Source organism: Bartonella queenslandensis AUST/NH15, from assembly GCF_000312585.1.
GTDB classification, from domain to species: domain Bacteria; phylum Pseudomonadota; class Alphaproteobacteria; order Rhizobiales; family Rhizobiaceae; genus Bartonella; species Bartonella queenslandensis_A.
On sequence record NZ_HE997979.1, the window covers coordinates 1 to 18,865 of the forward strand.

The following is an 18,865-nucleotide window of genomic DNA, read 5'->3' on the forward strand; positions in this document are numbered from 1 at the left end:
TTCTGCTATCATAATCATAAATTATATAAAATATAAGGAGTTAAAGAGAGCATAGTGCTTTTAAAGAAAGGATAGCGCCCTGCTGCAATGCATAAAAACGAGGAAATGCATATAAAAGGGTGAAACACGATAACGCTTTTTTACGTTACTTTAACATTGATTCAAGGAGATTTTTCTGCACCGCTATGTTTTATAAAGACATTGTTGTATGAAGAGAATGCGTATTATCTGTAATCTATGACAAAGAATCAAATTCTTGTAGAAACAGGCTAAGCTATGCTAGCTTTCTCTGATTTAATTCTGATTTAATATTGAAAAGTACTCTTAAGAATCTATGTGGGATAACGAACAACAAAAAAACGATCCCGGACAGGACCCTGCTCTTGTCGTCAAACGCTTGCGGCCCGCACGCCGACAGGTCTCGGTTCGTTGGCTTACAGGAACAGTGCTAACAGGAATCACTTCCTGCATCCTTATGGGGATTGCTCTTTTTACAGCTCTTGATGAACAACAGCGATTGGTAACACCACCACAATGGTTTACGCAAGAAAACCTATTAGAATCGCAAGATCTTGAAGCCAATGGCTATAAAGGTGATCGTATTTCTCCCACCCATGCACGACAAAGCTTCGACAGTAAACGCCAATTTGAATTATCAATTCTGCAAAAAAAAGGCGATAAAAAAGTCATTCAAACACAACATTTTGAATGGATTCGTATGGCTTTAGCCGAAAAGCGCCCCAAGAAATACAGCTATCCAAAGTTTGATTCTTTAAGCATGATGGCCAGTGATTCGACAAATCAAAGCGTTAAACTGCAAGATTCGGGACAGATTTATGGTGCAAAGGTTGAAACAAAAATCACCTTACGCAGCTATGATTTTAAAATAGATCAATTTGATTTTGATGATAGCGATACATTGACCGATGAAGAAGCACAACAAGAAGTACAAAAAGCTGGATTTACTTTAGAAAAAAGCACCGAACTCCTTTCGGTTCTCACACTCCTCGATCCTTTAAAATTAGAAGATGTATCCTCCTCTTCCCAAGAAATAGAGTCCCCTGAAGTCCGAATCGTGCAAGAAAATGTAACCATTTCTCCTCAAAGTCACCGTATCGATCTGACGAAAAACTATGTTGAAGATATTATCCCTATTCGTAAAAAACAAACGATAGCCGATGCTTTCAAAAAAACCAGTTACACAAAGAATCAAGTTGAACAGGTTATAAAAACGCTAGAAAAAATGAGCCTTTCCGATACCCTTAAAGAGGGAAGTCTTTTACGCATTGGGATCGTGACACAAGCTGGCGAAGAAGATCATCTCGTACGCGCAAGCATTTATCAAGGGATGTATCATGTTCTCACCATTGCCCTGAATGATAAAGGTCAATTCATTGAAAGCACAGAGCCTAAAATGTCTAAAGCACTTAAAACGGCTTTTCAAAATGGTATTCCGCATTCTTATATCAATAGCGCGCAATTACCAACGGCTTATGATGCACTCTATAGTGCATTGCTCAGCCATAATATATCACAATCTCTCTCTTATCGTCTTATTCGTCTGCTGGCGACCAATATTGATATGAAAAGTCCGATAACACCCAATGATCAAATCGAAATATTTTATGCTTTACCGCAAAGCGATAAAGAAAGCAAAAACGGCAAAAAGAATTTAAAAGCAAAAGAACCATTCAAGAATGCTGATCCAGAAATTCGTTATATTAGTGCAACTTTTGGGAATGCGACTTATAAATATTACCGTTATCAATTAAAAGACGGAAGCGTTGATTATTATGATTCTGAAGGTAAGAGTTCAAAACCTTTCTTACTCCGCAAACCCATACCCAATGGCGTTTTTGGCTCACCCTTTGGTCCACGCAAACATCCTATTTTAGGTTATGTTCGCATGCATACGGGTGTTGATTGGGTAGCACCTAAAGGATCTCCCATTATTGCTATAGGAGATGGTATTGTGACAAAAGTGGGCGTAACAGGCGGCTATGGAAACCATACGGAAATTCAACATGCCAATGGGTATATCAGCAGTTATTCACACCAAAGCCGTTATGCACCAGACATCAAACCAGGTGTAAAAGTACGACAAGGACAAATCATTGGATATGTCGGATCAACAGGAATGGCAACCGGTCCCCATTGTCATTTTGAAATCATTGTCAATGGCGTCAAAGTTGATCCCATGCGCATCCGTATACCAAATAGCAAAGCCTTAACGAATCAAGATCTACAAACATTCCTACAAGAAAAAAACAATATTGATTCCTTGATAAATAGCCCAATACCCCCCTCTGACGATACTTAAAGCATGAAAACACCGTGCAAGTATCTTCCTTACAAAAGCTTATGAACATTTGAGATCTTTCAAAAAAGATCCTAGAAATTACACGACCTCAAAGGCATTTCCGCGCTTAAAGATATTTTATAGTCTATGAATACGCAAAAAATAGAGCGATGTTCAAAAATAATCATAGCCCCCTTATCAAGGCGTACAATGGAAATCTAAAAAAATGGTAACTCTTCTCTTAATATATTTATCAAGACACTGAAAATCGCATAATTCCCTCTATCTTAAAAGATCATGATGAATAAAAAAGTTTAAATTTTTCTACAAGCAACAAGTAAATAATATAAAACTTGCCTTCTTAATTTTAAGAGACTTTATTTAGCTTAAATTTTAAATTGAAATTTTCATAAATGTAAAATATGTAAGACACAAATTGATAAAATCATTTTATATTTTATAACATAAAGATAATAAATAATTAAAAAGGTTTGAGTTTATGAAAACTCCAATAATAAACATAATTATTATTATAGCTTTGATTCCTTTTTTTCTTGTCTCTGAAAAAGCGACAGCGCTACCCTATCACGCACAAAATGGCGTAGCAGCCTCAAAAATGCAATCAGAAAGATTGTAAAATTATTCAGCACATAAGAAAAGCATCAATGGAGCCAAAAATCTAATAAATTCTGTTATTTCAATTAAGATTGAGGAAAAGGAAAATGCACAACGAAAAAAGAAATCTTTAACAATAAAGAAATTGGATAAAGCAAAAAATAAAAAGCTCAAATCAAGAATTTTTCTTATCAACTTGCAAAAGTAAATGAGAGAAAGAGCAAACATTGAGAGAGGCAGAGCTCTTTCCAATGTTCAACAACCTGAGCAATTAAAACTTTTTTCAAGCAACAATGATAACCCTTTAAAAACACAACAGCCTCAAGTAAACAAAAGCTATACCTCTATCATTATGGCCAATTTACAACCATGACGCTTGGACTATGGTGATCTTCATTCGATAAAAAACAGAGATAAATGGGCAGGAAAAATAAAAAAGTTGCACAAGCATTAAAATCATACAAAGCACTTTTCTCGCCCCTATTTTGGAGATAAAGATTTGCATTTTCTTCATCCTAAAAATGCTCAAACACTTGCTGCATTTAAATCCATCATTACAAGCCATAATGTAAAAGCAATTTTTGTAGGACCCGAACATCAACGATTCTATTGCCATGCGCAAGATGATAAAGTCTTCGGAAATATTCCAGTCTATACAGCAGGAGCACTCTTCAAAGGAGACGACGGCCTCATCACTGTGCGAGGATAAAATATTTATGTCAAAGCCTATAATGGAAAAACAGGAAAACCAAATTTGGTCAGAGATCTTGATCTCATAGAAAGTGATACAGAATTCTCTGAGAGTTGTAGTGATTTATAAAGGTACCTTTTCCTTTCAACCTCAACAAACAAAAAGGGATCTTAAAGTAACCTTGACAAGGAAAACGTTATTTTTTTGCTCCAACTTAGTATAAAGAGGGTAAAAGAAACAACGATCTTTATGCCCCTCAAAGCCATAGCTTCAAAAAGGGGCTTTTCACCAAACTAGCGCTGTTCAAAAATCAAATAATCAAAACTTAGCTTCTCATACTCACACCATCATCTTTTACAATGAATAACAATATCCATTTGGGAATAACAATATCCATTTGGCTGAGAGCCGAATGATAAATTCTTCGACAATATTTTTACATCGAAGGCAAAAGCATTTTACAAAAGAGATGACTATCTTATCAAAGCGCAGAGGAAGACTCTCCATATTAAAGCTTATAGCGTTCTCTTAAAGCCTTAGTTATTAATGATGCACTCTACCATTGATTATCACTTAATTTATACCACAAAAAAAACATAAAGCTTTGTTTTTAGGATTTTGAGCATGTAGTTCGATGGAAAAGAATAAAGATAGCAATTGTAAAAAGAAACAAGCATAAATCGAGCAAGATTTGTAAGTTGATCTTATTGTTTTCAGTATGAGTTTTATTTCAAACAAATCATATCATCTGAAAGATAGTGAGCAAAACACAATGCATAAAAAATTAAATTTAAAGTTCCTGATTAATATTACACCTATCAGATATCTTCTAAGGTTGTTTTAGTTTTTGGTGATAACGTCATGAAGTACAAAATAATAGTTACTATGATTTTTTTTATTACCTTTGTTTGTATGAAACCTTCTTGCCTTCACGCGCAAAATGTTTGTGTAAAAAACGAAACAAGGCGGGATTTTATTAACAAGTTACCTATACCAAAACGAATTGCATATGATGATCGTTCTACAGATGTATACATCGTTAATGAACTAACCAATCCGCCTACTTCTATGGTATTAATTGATAAAGGTATAGAGCGTGGAGAATGGAAAACAGATGCATATTGGAAAAATGAAGTGCCTTCGAATATAATTGCATCTGGTTGTGTGGGAAAAGCAGCAACAACTTCCAATGCTTGGCTTTTTGGATCCGGAGGATGGGTTAAATATAAAGTACAAGATGATAACACTATTTTAAAATTCCGATGGTATAATCCTTATCGTGGTGCCAATGAATATTCTGCTACCGCGAGTAGCAAAGATTATTATTTTGAGCGCGTGGAGGGGGTTGGTGATAACGCGCGAACAATTTGGTATATAAAAAGGAAGGCACCTATTAAAAATTATAAGGTTGTCATAGCAGCTGATCCGCAACCATGGCGTTTGGATACCGGCGATCCTAACGCAAACAGCAACAGACAACCATGGATAAAGGAAAATAAGAAAGTCGCCCGTGCTATAGAGTCACATGCTGCTTCATTTTATATTATCAATGGCGACTTAACTGAGTTTGGTCGCCCCCAAACCTATCAAGACTATGCAGATGTCTACAAAAGCATTGCCTATCCTATCTATGAAGGACTAGGGAACCATGATTATTACAATAATATTAACGATTGTATGATACCGATATCAAATCTTTCAAAGGATGCATGTGCGGTAAGTGCTGTGAAAAGAATGCTGCAAGAACTAAACAAATATAAAGATTCTGTACCGGAGTTCAATAAACATGTAACTTCTCGTCAACTTTTTCATCATGAAACGTCCCGTCAATTCATAACGGGAAGTCTAAGCTACTCATGGGATTATGGAGATATTCACTATGTACAGCTTCAAAATTACCCAACTTACACTGCTAATTTATCTGACGGTAGCACTAAAGTAAGAATAACAAGCGCTCTTAAGTGGCTCAAAAAAGATTTAGCGGCTGCTGATGCAAGAGGGAAAGTTACAATTCTCAATTTTCATGATGCACGCCCCTATTTTGGAGATCAAGATTCGCATTTTCTCCATCCTAAAAATGCTCGACAACTCGCTGCATTTAAATCCATCATTACAAATCACAATGTAAAAGCAATTTTTGTAGGCCACGAACATCAACGATTCTATTGCCGTGCACAGGATGATAAAGTCTTTGGAAATATTCCGGTCTATACAGCAGGAGCACTCTTCAAAGGAGACTACTACCTCGTCAATGTGCGAGGAAAAAATATTTACGTCGAAGCCTATAATGGAAAAACAGGAAAACCAGTTTTGGTCGAAAATTTAGGACAAAATGGAACCAACACCTCCCTCTGGGAGAATTGTAGTAATTTATAAGGACATTCTTTTACTTTCCACTTTCACACGCAAAGGGAGCACCTTCAAATGACCTAGGTTGCCTCCTTTGCGCCACCTGTATTAAGTTTTGGTAAAGGAATGACGATCTTTGTGCCCCCTAAAGCAGAAGTTTCAAAAAGAGGTTTTTCACCAAATTGCATACAAAGCTGTTCCACAACCACACGACCAAGTCCCGTTTTTTGTTCTAAAGTTTGGCTTTTCATCCCCACGCCATCATCTTCAACAATAAGCATCAATTGTCCATTTTTCTCAGGACCAAAGGAGATATAAATATGTCCCTCTCGTTGATCAGGAAAGGCATGTTTTAAGGAATTAGTCAACAATTCACCAAGGATAATTCCAAGGGTTGTTGCATCTCTTGAAGACAGTCGACAATCTTTAAAGTTTGTGTGAATGGTAATGTTTTCACGCAATTCAAAAGGGACTGCCAATTCAACATCATGCACAACAGAACTGAGAAACTCTGCCAATAGCGTTGTTTCCATATCATCACTCAAGCGCAAACGACGATGTGCTGTGGAAATTGTCTGAATACGATCACGTGCAGCCCCAAGTACAGAACGGACTTCTTCATTTTTACTCCGACTTAATTGAAGCCCCAGCAAAGAAGAAACCGTTCCAAGAGAGTTGCCAATGCGATGACTTGCATCCTGCAACAATATTTCAACACGTTGGCGCTCTTTCTCAGCGTGATTGCGTGCTCTTTCTAATTCTTGTGTTCGTTCTTTCACGCGAGCTTCTAAAGCAATATTTTCGCTATGAAGCAGCAATTGATACAATTTTAAAGAACGCACATCACGATGAAAACGATTAATAACAAAATAAGCAGAAATAAAAGTACTCACAACAGAAACAATAGCCGCCAATGTTAAAGCAGCCCGCATCAATGCGATGCCCTCACGCTGTTTTTGTCGTACCACATCATCGCCATTAATAAAACTTGTCATCAATTGAGCTAAACGTGCCACCGGAATCCTAGAAATATCTGCGGGAACAACAGCTTGAGAAGATTGATCAGGCAGCCCATCAAGGGCGCGCATATGGGCATGCATAAAAGCCTTGCGTGCTTCGACTTCCTTTTTAAAAGCCGTAAACCACTCATACCATTGGGGATGTGCATAAACAATAAGCTCTGTATAATCGAGAATATCCTCGAGCTCTCGTGCCGCATTTTCAAAATGTGCTTTATCTTCTGGCTTTCGGGTTTTTGCGTAGCTACGATCAGCGATAGCCATATCGATTAAGCTAATGAGCACCAAATCAGCCTGTTCGCGCAATTCTGAACTGGTATTCAACTGTGCAACTTCTCGATCAACGGCATTTGAAAGCAACATAATAAAAACCGATGCTAAAAGAGCCATAACAAGAGAAACAACAATCGCGGCCCATCGCCAGCGTGATATCATTGCATCAGAAGAAGGCATTTGAGGCAGCAAATTTGTCTTTGTTGTCATAGAATTTCCATTGGCGAACTTGAAAGTCGTCATTTTTCAGTACAAAGGAAGGCAACCTTAAGAAACATAAACCAAAAGCCCATAAGAGCGTTTCATACAGGCTTTTCTTGTATTCCTAAGGATACACGCCAAACATTCTGAATTTCCTCAGATACTAACTTTACTGTAATAGCTATAACGGGAATAAAAAAAACAAGGCTATCCATCATAATTATTATGCTTTTTTAGCCGTTAAATGAACACAATGTACTCCCAGCTGAATAAGAATCGGGGCCATAATCGGATTCACCATCGACCTTAAGAAGTTCCTGTAATCGATGACGGGCCCTGCTCACACGGCTTTTAATGGTTCCAACAGCACAGCCACAAATAGCTGCCGCATCTTCATAAGAAAACCCTGATGCCCCAATGAGAATAATGGCTTCTCTTTGATCGGCAGAAAGCAGATTTAAGGCTTTTTTAAAGTCCTGCAAATCAAGCGTTCCATATTGAGCAGGATGAACCGCAACATTTTGGGTAAATACGCCATCGGTATCTTGAACTTCCCGCCCCTTTTTGCGCATTTGGCTATAAAATTCATTACGCAAAATCGTAAAAAGCCAAGCTTTAAGATTGGTTCCCATCTCAAAAGTGTCTTGTTTGGCCCATGCTTTCATGACCGTATCTTGGACCAAATCTTCGGCTTTATCGTGCTTGCCACTTAAAGAAACAGCAAAAGCGCGTAAAGCCGGCAACACCAAAAGGAGTTCTTGTTTAAAGTTTTTTGCGCACTTTGACATAAAGGATTCAAACCTTTTCCACATTGTTTAAGCCAAATTGCTCTGCACGCTCCAACTTCTCTAAAAGCTCGAGCAAACGCCGTGGCAGCGCTTCTTCTTGAATTTCCATGTAAAATTGACGTAATCTCCGCGCTATTTCGCTGTTAGCACCGAGAAGATCATCTCCAACTTTAAATTGTGTGGTGAGATTTTTTTCATCACGGTCGTTCATTTTTTTTCCCCCTAATCCATATAATATCAGTAACACCGCGAAGAATTTTTTCGCCTTATGGTTGTAAATATAACTCTCGGTAAAAAGTTCCACACAAATCGGAACTTTTTTATCTGTTGAGAATTTCAACCAACAAAATGCTTGAAAGGTCAAAGGAGTTATAAATTATGTCATTATCAACGCGCATTGCCCCGCATCTTCCCTATCTTCGGCGTTTTGCCCGCTCTGTCACTGGAAGCCAATCCTCTGGCGATGCTTATGTATCAGCGATGTTAGAAGCGCTCATTGCCGACATTTCCATTTTTCCCAAAGCATCCAGTGATCGCATAGGTACCTATTGGCTTTTTTGCCATCTTTTTGACCAGACCACCCCGAATATCCCTGAACCCCTGCCACAATTTGGAGTTGAACAAAAAACCAGTGCCAAATTATCGTATCTCACGCCCCGTGCACGCCAAGCCTTTTTGCTCATTGCCGTTGAAGGATTTAATGAACAAGAAGCGAGCGAAATCATGGATTTAGATACGAAGGAGTTTCGCAAGCTTCTCAATCAAGCATCCATTGATATTTCTCAACAAATTGCCACACAAGTGATGATTATTGAAGATGAGCCTCTTATTGCGCTCGATATTGAACAAATGGTAGAAAGCCTAGGCCATCACGTTGTCGGAATAGCGCGAACACGTGATGAAGCTGTCATCATGTATCATAAGGAAAAACCACGGCTGATTTTGGCTGATATTCAATTAGCCGATAACAGCTCCGGCATTGATGCCGTCAACGAGATTTTGAAAAATGACCATATACCGGTGATTTTCATCACGGCTTTTCCCGAAAGGCTACTGACCGGCGAGCGACCAGAACCGACTTTTTTAGTGACCAAACCTTTTAACCCTGATATGGTGAAAGCGCTTATTTCCCAAGCTTTATTTTTTCAAGAGAATGCTTCTAAAGCGGCTTAGAACAAAGTAAACCTTTTCAATTATGATCGTTACACCTCTTTCAAAGCCTCCTATGGATAGATCTCACATGAGCGCGCTCATGCAAGCGATTCGTGGTGCTGATATTTGTGTTCTTTATCAGGCAACCAATCTGGTTTATTTATGGGCTGAAAACTTGCCACACCATTTGCATCATAAATGGCGGGTTGGGTGCCGTGACACCGACTTTTTTTCGCTTGACCTTGCAGACAATATGGAAACCATCAAACTGCAAGTTTTAGCCAGTGGCAAAATGCAAACTATTGAAGCACGTTTTGAAGATACAAGCAAACAAGAGATTTGGTACAAATTTTCTATTGATTGCCACCGCAATGATAACGGGGACATTATCGGTATTATCACCACCGGTGTTAATATTTCCGGCTTACGCCGCCGCGAACAAGTGCTTAAAATCCTTCTTCGAGAAGTAAGCCACCGTTCCAAAAATCTTTTAGCGATCATTCAAAGTATTGCGAGTCAAACCGCCCGCTATACGGAATCCCTTCAGGTTTTCTTACGCAAGTTTCAAGGCCGTCTTCATTCTCTTTCTCATTCTCAAGATCTGATTACCGATTCCGATTGGCGTGGCGCCCAATTTCGTGAATTGGTCCAAACGCAAGCTTTAGGCTATTTAATGAAAGAAACAGAACGTTTTTCGCTTGAGGGCGTCGATCCTTATCTTTTTCCCAATGCCGCTTTGCATATTGGTTTGGCTTTTCATGAATTGATTATCAATTCTCTTTCTTTTGGAGCTCTTTCCCAAGAAAAGGGCCGCGTCTGTGTACACTGTGAAATCGAAACAAAACTGAATGGCAAAACGTACCTACTCATCACTTGGAATGAATATTTTGAATCAGGCCGTCCTCCCACAAACAATAAAAAAGCCTGTTTTGGTAGTGCCGTTCTCGAAAAAATTGTTCCCATTTCTGTCAATGGTTCAGCTTCTTTAAAATTGACAAAAGAAGGAATTGTTTATTGCCTTTCTGTTCCTGATACTTATTTTGATATTTTTTCTTAAAAGAATCTTTCAAACCATAAATGCCTCTTTTCAGCAAAATCTCTAATTTATTCAGCACTATTTTTGTTCAGTACAAAGATATTTTCCAACCTCTCTCGCCCCTTAACAAGGAAAATGGCGTAATAAAGTCCTTCCCGCTGACAATCAACGTCCATCGCTCCTATAACGCCTATTCTAAGACAAAAAACCCCAACGATGAAGAACAAGCCGTCTTAAACCTTTTATATGCCCAATCAAAGCAAACCATTCCCTCTCTCTTTTTGTATCATTCTCGCAAATGCACCTACATTTTCATAATGCGCATATATTTTCATTTTAGAAGAAGATGAAATTTCAAGCGTTAAAGCCAAGGCCTATCGTCACTTTTCAATTTTAAAGCTCAAAGCATCCATGACAATTAACGCATGAAAAATACACATTTTATGCTTTTATTTTATTTATCGCGTTCTGGGTCATCTCACGCAAAAGAGAACATCCAAAACAAAAGATCCTTTTTCCTGCGCATAGTTTTTAATATTTCACAGGACCTCCAAGCTCATTTCAAAACAGTACCTGTAACGAAGCTTTCTCCCCGTAAAATGAACCATTAAGCACGCCCCTCTTTACCTTCATAGCACCCTCTCTTTACGCCCTAAAAATACCCGTTGCGCATCATTATCCCTCTCCTACACCAAAGCTATTATATTTCCCCATACAACAAACCTTTGACATCAAAGAGCATTCATAAGAGATATTTTTAGTGTTTTTTTCAAATATTTTTACCCCCCAGCAGTTTTTCCCAAAAACTTGGCTTTTATGACGTGCGGGCCAATGGTTTTGATTAATTCGATATAGAGAAAGCGCTTACCTTGGAACTCCTTGGAACTCCTTGGAACTCCTTGGAACTCCTTGGAACTAAAAAACTTTTAAAACGTTTAACAATGAAGAAGCCCCTAGGCTGACAAATTAGCGTTCACTCTGTCAACCACTCATTTGGAAAATATTTTATGAATCCTCTTGTTTTTATTCTCTTATTGGTTTCATGTACGGATGATTTTAACAGTTGCTACTCGAATAACACAATGGCTAAAATCTACCCAACGGCTCAAGCATGTGAACAAGCCATGGTGCCATCCATAAAAAAATCTGCATTTTATGGACAACAAATTTTTGCCCAATGCATAAACGTACACCCCGATACACATCAGCAAACAGTAAAATTGATCTGGTCTGTAACAAACCACGGAAATTTCCTGCTTAAAAGCCAAAATGCTCATGACAAGATATCGACAGTCCACAAAGAAGACATTTTACCAACATCGCTTCCTCTTCTGCATTCTTCTTCCACAAACCTCTTGCACAAAAAACGTTAAAAGCATAAATCCATCAGATCTCAAAAAATAATCAATGGAAGACATGATGGATAATAAGCCAATGCAACCTTCAAAAGACCATCACACAGAGCAAAATCCTCTGTCCCAAGATCTCCCCTTAGACCCTGCTGTAGAACGCGTGAGAAAAAAACTGATGGGTTTAATGATGATTTCCGTTTTAATAACGCTCTTCCTCATTCTAACTGTACTGTTCTTAATCGTTTACAAAGTTACAACGGGATCAGCACCAAAACAAACAGAGCTCTCTTCCTCCCATAGCCCCCCCCCCCACGTTATCCACCATACACTCTCCCTACCGAAAAAAACACAGATTTTGTCGCAAAGCCTCACAGAAAACAATATTGTCCTGAAAATTTTAACCCCTGATGAACAAACAAAATTTATGATTTATAATTATCATACCGGTGCACTCATTGCCGTTCTTTCTATTGAAACAACAGAAGAAATATCAGCGACTATGCCTCATTAACAAGCCAACATCACTCACCTACACAGCATTTATTGAGGTTTCAATTTTTCCTTGGTTTAAAGGATGAGCCTGTTTGGGTGACGGCATTTTTTTCTCTATCTCCCTTCACCTCATCAAGATAAAGAGGCAACCTTTCAGTCAATGCATTCCCATTCTTAGCATTCCCATTCTTAAAAAACGGATATTATCCATAAAAGCTCAAAGCATGAAAACTCAAATGAAAGCGCAAGAAATACACCCTCTTGAGGACGAAAATTCAACCTATTGATTTATAATGATCATTTATTTTTACATGCTAAATGAACGTTTCAAATACCGTAAGATTCTCCCATTTCAACGCTATTTATGATGAAGTTCATCAAAATCATTTCCTCAAGCATCACAGCAAAGAAGCATATGCGTAAAAAAACTCTTTATGAACTGATTTCAAAAATCATAAGGAAGAACTGTTACAACATTGATGAATGAGAGCAATAATGGCCAAACGTGCATCTTTTATTATGCAAAGACGATCAATGGCTTTTACAGTATAGCAAGTCCCAGTATAACAGTCCCTAGTGAAATGGGCTAAAGTGACATTGAGAAGTATTCAGGTGCGAATAAACCAAGCAATTGGTTCTTCCTAAAAGAATGACCTCTTAAATACACGAACGTGGATTTTCTTTCTATCCCCTCAAGGTCAACTCCAAGCCAAAAGATAATCCTTTTCTATCGCCCGCTATTTGCGATAGAGCCTATAAAAACTCAAAGAATGAAAATTACAGAAAACGCAAGAAACTGCGCATCGATTACATTATACCACCAATAGAACCACAAGCACTTATACAGTATGCTTAAGGTGTTTAAACATTTTCCTCGGCTTCAAGATTGACCACACGGCGGCGACGCGTTTTTCTCTGTATGCCCTCACTTAATCCAGGCAAAGGAGAAATCTCTTCTGTTGATGTTGATGCATCCCCATTTTTAGAACTTTCTTCTGTTATCAGTGAAAGCTCAAGAGACGCTTTGTCTTGAGTCCGTACCGTACGCCGACGCGGAGAACGACGTGTTTTCTTGACAGGCTCCATATTTTCCTCAGAGCGAGAGTTTTCCTGACCCATTTTCTCATCCGATAGAGCCTCGACAGCATTTTCACGCGCATCGCCATTTTGGGCTTTAGCATATGAATCATGACCATTTTTTTGCGACTGCATTTGTAATACATCTGTATCACACTCGACAGCATCTGTTTTTTGACTTTCAGGATTTATTTCACCGCATTCTTGTCCGTTGTTTTCATCACCACGATTTTCATCACGTCGAGCCGATTGGGCCATTTGCCCAGCGGCTGCCAAAATAATACGCAAATAATGCTCGGCATGTTGCAAATAATTCTCCGACATCACGCGATCACCGGCACCTTGTGCATCACGCGCAAGGCTGATGTATTTATCAGCAATCTGCTGAGCATTCCCACGAATTTTGACATCCGGACCGCTACTTTCATAATTGCGTGACAACGGATTAGGACCGCGACGATTATTATTGTTATTACCATTATTGTTATTGTTGCGACCGCGTACCCGTCTATTTTGTTGTGGCCTCATTTGTATCCCTTTTTGGAGTGTGTGTCTTTATTGACTCTTCTTCATTGCATCACTTTTTGATAATGCTGATCATGTTTAACATACGGTTATCAAGCTATCCGCGTTTTATTTCACTTAAACGAACCCTACTGATGTTGATAAAAGCATATTTTTTTTTGAAAATCACAAAACAGCAGGGAAATCGTCAATCAAAAATTCCCTATTTCTCTGTTACCCAGCAGAAACCTAGTGATATTCACATAAAATGCCAAGTGTTTTTTTAAATAAACCATATTTCACTAAAAAAAATAATTATCTTGTGGAAAACAAAAAAGGAGAACACACGTACAATATTCTGACAAACAAAAAAACATTGCCAGAGAACACGAGAATCTTCTCTTTTTCTTCTGTCCTAAAACCACCTTTATATTCTAAAACCACCGCTCCTAAAAAACGCTGATATTCTCTTCCCCCCCTCGTGCCATGAATTCATAAGCACTTCCACCCTAACGAGTCGCTTGTGCGAACCTCTTTAATTTTATGAATATAGCCTCTCTTCTCCGCTAAAGCAACCCCTTGCGAGCGATAATCTACAATCGCTTCACAAAATCTCTTAGTCCCTATAGATAGATTAATATGAAGTATTATTCAAGCCCTATAATTACCAAAAGACCACTCTTCTTTCTCGAACATGCCAACGATCATCTCAATTTCTATTTTAACCTATAGATTTTTAAGTTAATTACACTTCTTTGTTGAGAACAAATTGAGCCTAAAAGGTCAAATGGTTAAATACAAAAAATATCACATTATAAAAAAAACGACCAACATATTGCGCTTTCTCAAAAATCGGATTCTTCTTAAAAAATGCTCCCTCAAAGTCTATCACTAAGGATAGCATAACGCCTTTCCTCTCTTATCCCTTTCTTCTCTTATCCTCGTCTTATAAAGAAAACTGGAGGGTATAAAATAAACCCTTTTGCAAATCCAATAGAGCGTTTTACACATGAAGCAATCTTGAAGTTTATAATTTTCTCGAATAAAAAATATTTTTTTACTTAGTTTTGTTGTGTCTATTAACTTTATCATGCCTATTGACTGAAGACATCCTCAAAGAACGAGAATTCGTTATCCACACGGATCTGCCAACAATCCGAACTTTTGTCAAATTCGTACAACAAATTGATTTACAAAGACCATTCATCTTTTTGTGTGTTGCGTAAAAAAACCTTCATACCCTAGGATTTTTTCATCCTCAATCTGATTTCTATCGGATTAATCAAAATTATTAACGTGCACGTTACACGCAAAGAGAGCCTGCGCAAAAATAAAAACGGATAAAGAAAAGACTTAAAAACGCCTCGTATAGGTCGTTTCAAAAGCCAAGCAAAGCCTACCCATAACATTGAAACCCTCAACGTATGAGAACGCCGGCTTGCACTTTTATGAAACATAAATAAAGGGAATGTTTTATAAATTTTATACATTTCATGGGCGCCTTCCCATTCACGAAGCACCATCGCGGAATACCCTCCCCCACCTGTTATTTGCCTTAAACGAAAAGTGTAACAAGTTCTCCTAAAACTTCACTATAGCCCCTAAAACACTTCAAAGAAACACCCATGGCTTTACACAACCACAGCTTAAATGACAAGATTCGTACAAAATAAAGACATTCAATAAGTATAGCATCAGAGAGCAATGAAGCGTTTTAGCTTTTTATCAAAATTCGCATCCTCTTAAACTTGCTGTGTAACATCTTAAAAGTGATTACGTGTTTTACCTTTTTCACGTTCTTGTTCATTGAGAAAACAATCCCGTAAGAGAAAATAATTTCCATCCCCCGGTCGTACCATCGTCAAACATTGTTTTTTTGCAGTATCAGAAAGCTTATCCCACATTTCACGAATAGCAAAATAGGCTTCACTTTCCAAATTAAGACAATGCTGATAAACTTCTCTTTTCATATCAGGCATCACGGAAGCAGAAATTTCCTTGCAATACACGCGCATATCAAAGACAGGAATAGCCAATTCAACAGGTGCTTGTTGTGTTATTTTTTTATCAGAAGAAAAATAACTGACCGCCTTTACAATAACAAAACCCAAAATCACGATACAAAAGAGTATCATACAAACAATAGCAATCTTGCGATATAATTTTTTGAAATAAGCCTTTTGTCTTGCGCGGATTCTATTTTCCATAAAGACTATACCCTTTAAACATCCCAAGAGAAACTTTTTACAGCAAATAACAATAGAAGTATCTTTTTATACAATACAGAGTATAACAGCAAACGATCAATAGTCTCAAAGGCGCTTTTTTCTCTGTATTCTTAATATTTTTACTGTTTTTTATCGTATAAAATTCTTAAAAAAAACCTTCCATCTTTATGCAAAACAGAGATTATAATTTTCTCCCCCCAGCTTAAAAGATAAAGATTCTTCATCCATCCCAAGAACAGAGATATAGTGCTCCACCTGTTCTACAATAAAAAAAAGCCGCACCATTAAATGGTGCGGCTTATGAATAGAGATATAATAAAATAATATACAAAAGAAATCAATAACAAATACTTATACACAAAATGTATATATTTGCAAGATGTTTCATTGTATTTATAAAACTTATCCAAAGATAAGTATAAAAAATGAGCGATGAAAGCACTGTTTATGAGATCATTCATTTAAATGAAAAAAGCTTTTTATCTCCATTATGGATTTAACTATATGAAAAATAATAATTTTTTATATAAAGAGTGTTGTTTGTAGGAAAGCATATTTTAAAACCAAAATGTATCTAATAAATAAAACGCTTTATTGATTTTTCTTAAGATCATCCACAAGTAAACGTACTGTTTAAGCACAAAGATAAAAAAGCAATCTTATTGATCAATTATTCTACCGGATTTCCTTTGGCTTTCCCACATGTGATTCACTTAAGGCTCAACAAACCAGTCCTGCTTTTAATATTCAGTAAGGTCTTTAAAAAACACTTCTTTTATAAGAAAGGCTCCTACAAGAAAACAAGACACTTCTTACATATCACACCTCAAAAGGCGGTGTTTTTACGATATAAACAGGATTAAGACAAATAAACAACCACTTAAACCTATTTTTACATCCTTTCCTCCTTGTAGAGCAGCCCCATTGTAGAGCATTGTTTGCTAGGAAAATAAGTTCCCCCCAATTCTGCTCCAACCGCACACTCTTTTTTATTGGTATTTTTCTCTTTGAAAAGAAGATAAAAACGGAAAATTTTTTATAGATTTAAAATCATAGCGTGTTCTATTCACAAGATTTTTCAAATTGTTGCAAGAACTTTTCTCTTTATGCAAGCTTCTTTTTCCATGCATTTCTGCTTGAGTAAAGCTTCTTTCTCTGTGAACGCCAAAACCTTGCTATATACTTAGTGTGCCCTCATCATTCGCTCTCATCTTTTTTAAAAGATCATGATAAACTTTCCTGCAATAATGCTTCTCTTTTTCAAGATGCCTTTCGTTTGATCATTTTTTTAGATTTTTAAAAACATCTCAAATGCATAGCAATTCCACACTCCACCGAAGCTTATAAATAAGATTTATTTCATCTATAGCTTCAACACATGCATATTGTTATGATTCCTTTTTTCTATTTTTATTTTTAAACAAAAAAGAAAGTCCTCCAGAAGACTCAATCTTAATGTTTTGATGAGCACTACTGTATATTTCTGGCGTCTTCACTGGTGTAAGTTCTGTAACAAAACTGCTTTTATCGACAGATGCTTCTATATTCATTTCTGATGCATTCATCTAAGCGTTCGGTAAGGTTATCCCACCGTGCGCAATATTGTCCATATTGCTTTGATCATCTTTTTTCGCATTTTGTTTCTGTTTGACATTGTCAAGATCAAGCGTATTTAATTTTTTTTCTAAAGCATCCATCCGCTTTGAAATTTTTGTTATATCTTCATATGCTTTCTTCAGTAATGCATTCAAAGGAGCATGTCCCATTCTTCCGCTGGCATAAAGAACCACACGAATACATTCCGGATCATCAATATCAGCAATAGAAAATGGAAAAAGTGCCATTATATCCCCCTTTTTGGACAGCCCCATGGAGCATTTGCGTATCGTTTCCCTTGTGCGCGATTTTTTCATTTCGCAGACAACCGCAGACAACCGCAGACAACCGCAGACAACCGCAGACAACCGCAGACAACCGCAGACAACCGCAGACAACCGCAGACAACCGCAGACAACCGCATTCAAGACTTTTGAAAAAAATTCCTCATTGAAAATTTTTTACAAGATATTTTTTTAAATTATATTCTGTTTTTCACCTAAAATAGTGATTTCCTCCCCCCTGAAACCTTAAAAAATGCACAATGACATTGCAGCTTTGTCGGCTTCTCCCAACAAGACAAAGGAAACCCCACCGATCTTTAAACCATGCCCATTGATAAACAATAGTCTGCAAACAATTAGGCTTCTTGGTCTAGGGAATTCCAATTAGGATCTCCTCCTTCAAATGTTCAACATCGTCACAGCGCAAAGAAGGAGATTTCATGAGGATTTACAAGCAAACCTATTCACCCCACACATTAAAAAACATCTCAGGCAGAAAATTTTAACCACCCCTCAAACAATAATCTTTTACGACACAACGGGATAAACGATTATCTTACAAATTTTCTTGTCTCACGCTCATCCTTTTTCAAGGAATTGCCAAACAAATACAAAATGCCATTTGCCAAAGAATAGGGGCTCACCGCGCATTACAATACATGATCAATCTGCTCTGACAAAGGGAGCTATCATTGTAAAAAAAGAGAGACAGACCTGTTCCCCACCATTTCAACTGTTTAAAAATATTAAACATAATCGTTGACCACTGCCTAACATCTCAAAGGACAAAGATTTTAACCCCCACAACAGTTTGTAAATAATCCAACGACTCTGAAGGGATTTTATCGACTGATCATTGATGTGCTTTGCTTGCCATAAAACTCTATGAGCTCTAAGCTTTGCGAAACA

At 37.5% G+C, this 18,865-nt stretch carries 13 protein-coding genes and 1 pseudogene; 7 read left to right on the plus strand and 7 right to left on the minus strand.

The annotated features are described in order from the left end of the window. Window positions 1–334: 334 nt before the first annotated feature. The 3 genes and pseudogenes from BN338_RS01005 (at window position 335) to BN338_RS01020 (ending at window position 5,981) form a co-directional block, all read left to right on the plus strand. On the plus strand, window positions 335–2,320 hold the full coding sequence (locus tag BN338_RS01005; RefSeq protein ID WP_039758191.1) for a M23 family metallopeptidase: 1,986 nt from the start codon (window positions 335–337) through the stop codon (window positions 2,318–2,320). Between the two features lie 1,060 nt (window positions 2,321–3,380). Next, window positions 3,381–3,734: pseudogene (locus BN338_RS12890) on the plus strand (metallophosphoesterase); the annotation flags it as partial. Between the two features lie 732 nt (window positions 3,735–4,466). Next, on the plus strand, window positions 4,467–5,981 hold the full coding sequence (locus BN338_RS01020) for a metallophosphoesterase (RefSeq protein ID WP_039758198.1): 1,515 nt from the start codon (window positions 4,467–4,469) through the stop codon (window positions 5,979–5,981). Between the two features lie 53 nt (window positions 5,982–6,034). Here BN338_RS01020 and BN338_RS01025 read toward each other — a convergent pair whose 3' ends face one another. The 3 genes from BN338_RS01025 to BN338_RS01035 all read right to left on the minus strand — a co-directional run bounded on the left by BN338_RS01025 (window position 6,035) and on the right by BN338_RS01035 (window position 8,446). Next, window positions 6,035–7,456, minus strand: a complete 1,422-nt coding sequence (locus BN338_RS01025; RefSeq protein WP_039758200.1) for a sensor histidine kinase — start codon at window positions 7,454–7,456, stop codon at window positions 6,035–6,037. 224 nt (window positions 7,457–7,680) lie between these two features. Next, window positions 7,681–8,235 carry an RNA polymerase sigma factor gene (locus BN338_RS01030; protein WP_039758368.1) on the minus strand — a complete coding sequence of 185 codons (555 nt, stop codon included), beginning with the start codon at window positions 8,233–8,235 and terminating at the stop codon, window positions 7,681–7,683. 7 nt (window positions 8,236–8,242) lie between these two features. Further along, on the minus strand, window positions 8,243–8,446 hold the full coding sequence (locus BN338_RS01035; RefSeq protein ID WP_039758202.1) for a NepR family anti-sigma factor: 204 nt from the start codon (window positions 8,444–8,446) through the stop codon (window positions 8,243–8,245). A 167-nt stretch (window positions 8,447–8,613) separates the two neighbouring features. Between BN338_RS01035 and BN338_RS01040 the strand changes: the two genes are divergently transcribed. The 4 genes from BN338_RS01040 to BN338_RS01055 all read left to right on the plus strand — a co-directional run bounded on the left by BN338_RS01040 (window position 8,614) and on the right by BN338_RS01055 (window position 12,286). After that, window positions 8,614–9,408, plus strand: coding sequence for a response regulator (locus BN338_RS01040; RefSeq protein ID WP_039758204.1), 795 nt, complete (start codon window positions 8,614–8,616; stop codon window positions 9,406–9,408). A 22-nt stretch (window positions 9,409–9,430) separates the two neighbouring features. Then, window positions 9,431–10,444, plus strand: a complete 1,014-nt coding sequence (locus tag BN338_RS01045; protein WP_039758205.1) for a sensor histidine kinase — start codon at window positions 9,431–9,433, stop codon at window positions 10,442–10,444. A 986-nt stretch (window positions 10,445–11,430) separates the two neighbouring features. Beyond that, window positions 11,431–11,796, plus strand: a complete 366-nt coding sequence (locus BN338_RS12895; RefSeq protein ID WP_039758207.1) for a hypothetical protein — start codon at window positions 11,431–11,433, stop codon at window positions 11,794–11,796. 43 nt (window positions 11,797–11,839) lie between these two features. Next, window positions 11,840–12,286, plus strand: coding sequence for a hypothetical protein (locus BN338_RS01055; protein ID WP_198003650.1), 447 nt, complete (start codon window positions 11,840–11,842; stop codon window positions 12,284–12,286). 842 nt (window positions 12,287–13,128) lie between these two features. On the opposite strand, the gene BN338_RS01065 is transcribed toward BN338_RS01055, so the two are convergent. The 4 genes from BN338_RS01065 to BN338_RS01080 all read right to left on the minus strand — a co-directional run bounded on the left by BN338_RS01065 (window position 13,129) and on the right by BN338_RS01080 (window position 17,920). Beyond that, a complete protein-coding gene (locus BN338_RS01065; RefSeq protein WP_039758213.1) occupies window positions 13,129–13,872 on the minus strand; it encodes a DUF4167 domain-containing protein in 744 nt (247 codons plus the stop codon). Between the two features lie 1,739 nt (window positions 13,873–15,611). Beyond that, on the minus strand, window positions 15,612–16,055 hold the full coding sequence (locus BN338_RS01075; RefSeq protein ID WP_039758217.1) for a hypothetical protein: 444 nt from the start codon (window positions 16,053–16,055) through the stop codon (window positions 15,612–15,614). 1,409 nt (window positions 16,056–17,464) lie between these two features. Further along, window positions 17,465–17,626 (minus strand): hypothetical protein, encoded by a 162-nt coding sequence (locus BN338_RS11515; RefSeq protein ID WP_156809213.1) that lies wholly within the window; start codon window positions 17,624–17,626, stop codon window positions 17,465–17,467. Window positions 17,627–17,641: 15 nt separating this feature from the next. Continuing rightward, complete coding sequence (locus tag BN338_RS01080) at window positions 17,642–17,920, minus strand: hypothetical protein (protein ID WP_051018459.1); 279 nt, start codon at window positions 17,918–17,920, stop codon at window positions 17,642–17,644. Window positions 17,921–18,865 lie beyond the last annotated feature (945 nt).

Bases quoted from the DNA above. Each gene is read 5' to 3' on its own strand.
- BN338_RS01005 (WP_039758191.1), top strand. From the start codon at position 335: ATGTGGGATAACGAACAACAAAAAAACGATCCCGGACAGGACCCTGCT.
- BN338_RS01020 (WP_039758198.1), top strand. From the start codon at position 4,467: ATGAAGTACAAAATAATAGTTACTATGATTTTTTTTATTACCTTTGTT.
- BN338_RS01025 (WP_039758200.1), bottom strand. From the start codon at position 7,456: ATGACAACAAAGACAAATTTGCTGCCTCAAATGCCTTCTTCTGATGCA.
- BN338_RS01030 (WP_039758368.1), bottom strand. From the start codon at position 8,235: ATGTCAAAGTGCGCAAAAAACTTTAAACAAGAACTCCTTTTGGTGTTG.
- BN338_RS01035 (WP_039758202.1), bottom strand. From the start codon at position 8,446: ATGAACGACCGTGATGAAAAAAATCTCACCACACAATTTAAAGTTGGA.
- BN338_RS01040 (WP_039758204.1), top strand. From the start codon at position 8,614: ATGTCATTATCAACGCGCATTGCCCCGCATCTTCCCTATCTTCGGCGT.
- BN338_RS01045 (WP_039758205.1), top strand. From the start codon at position 9,431: ATGATCGTTACACCTCTTTCAAAGCCTCCTATGGATAGATCTCACATG.
- BN338_RS12895 (WP_039758207.1), top strand. From the start codon at position 11,431: ATGAATCCTCTTGTTTTTATTCTCTTATTGGTTTCATGTACGGATGAT.
- BN338_RS01055 (WP_198003650.1), top strand. From the start codon at position 11,840: ATGATGGATAATAAGCCAATGCAACCTTCAAAAGACCATCACACAGAG.
- BN338_RS01065 (WP_039758213.1), bottom strand. From the start codon at position 13,872: ATGAGGCCACAACAAAATAGACGGGTACGCGGTCGCAACAATAACAAT.
- BN338_RS01075 (WP_039758217.1), bottom strand. From the start codon at position 16,055: ATGGAAAATAGAATCCGCGCAAGACAAAAGGCTTATTTCAAAAAATTA.
- BN338_RS11515 (WP_156809213.1), bottom strand. From the start codon at position 17,626: ATGAATATAGAAGCATCTGTCGATAAAAGCAGTTTTGTTACAGAACTT.
- BN338_RS01080 (WP_051018459.1), bottom strand. From the start codon at position 17,920: ATGGCACTTTTTCCATTTTCTATTGCTGATATTGATGATCCGGAATGT.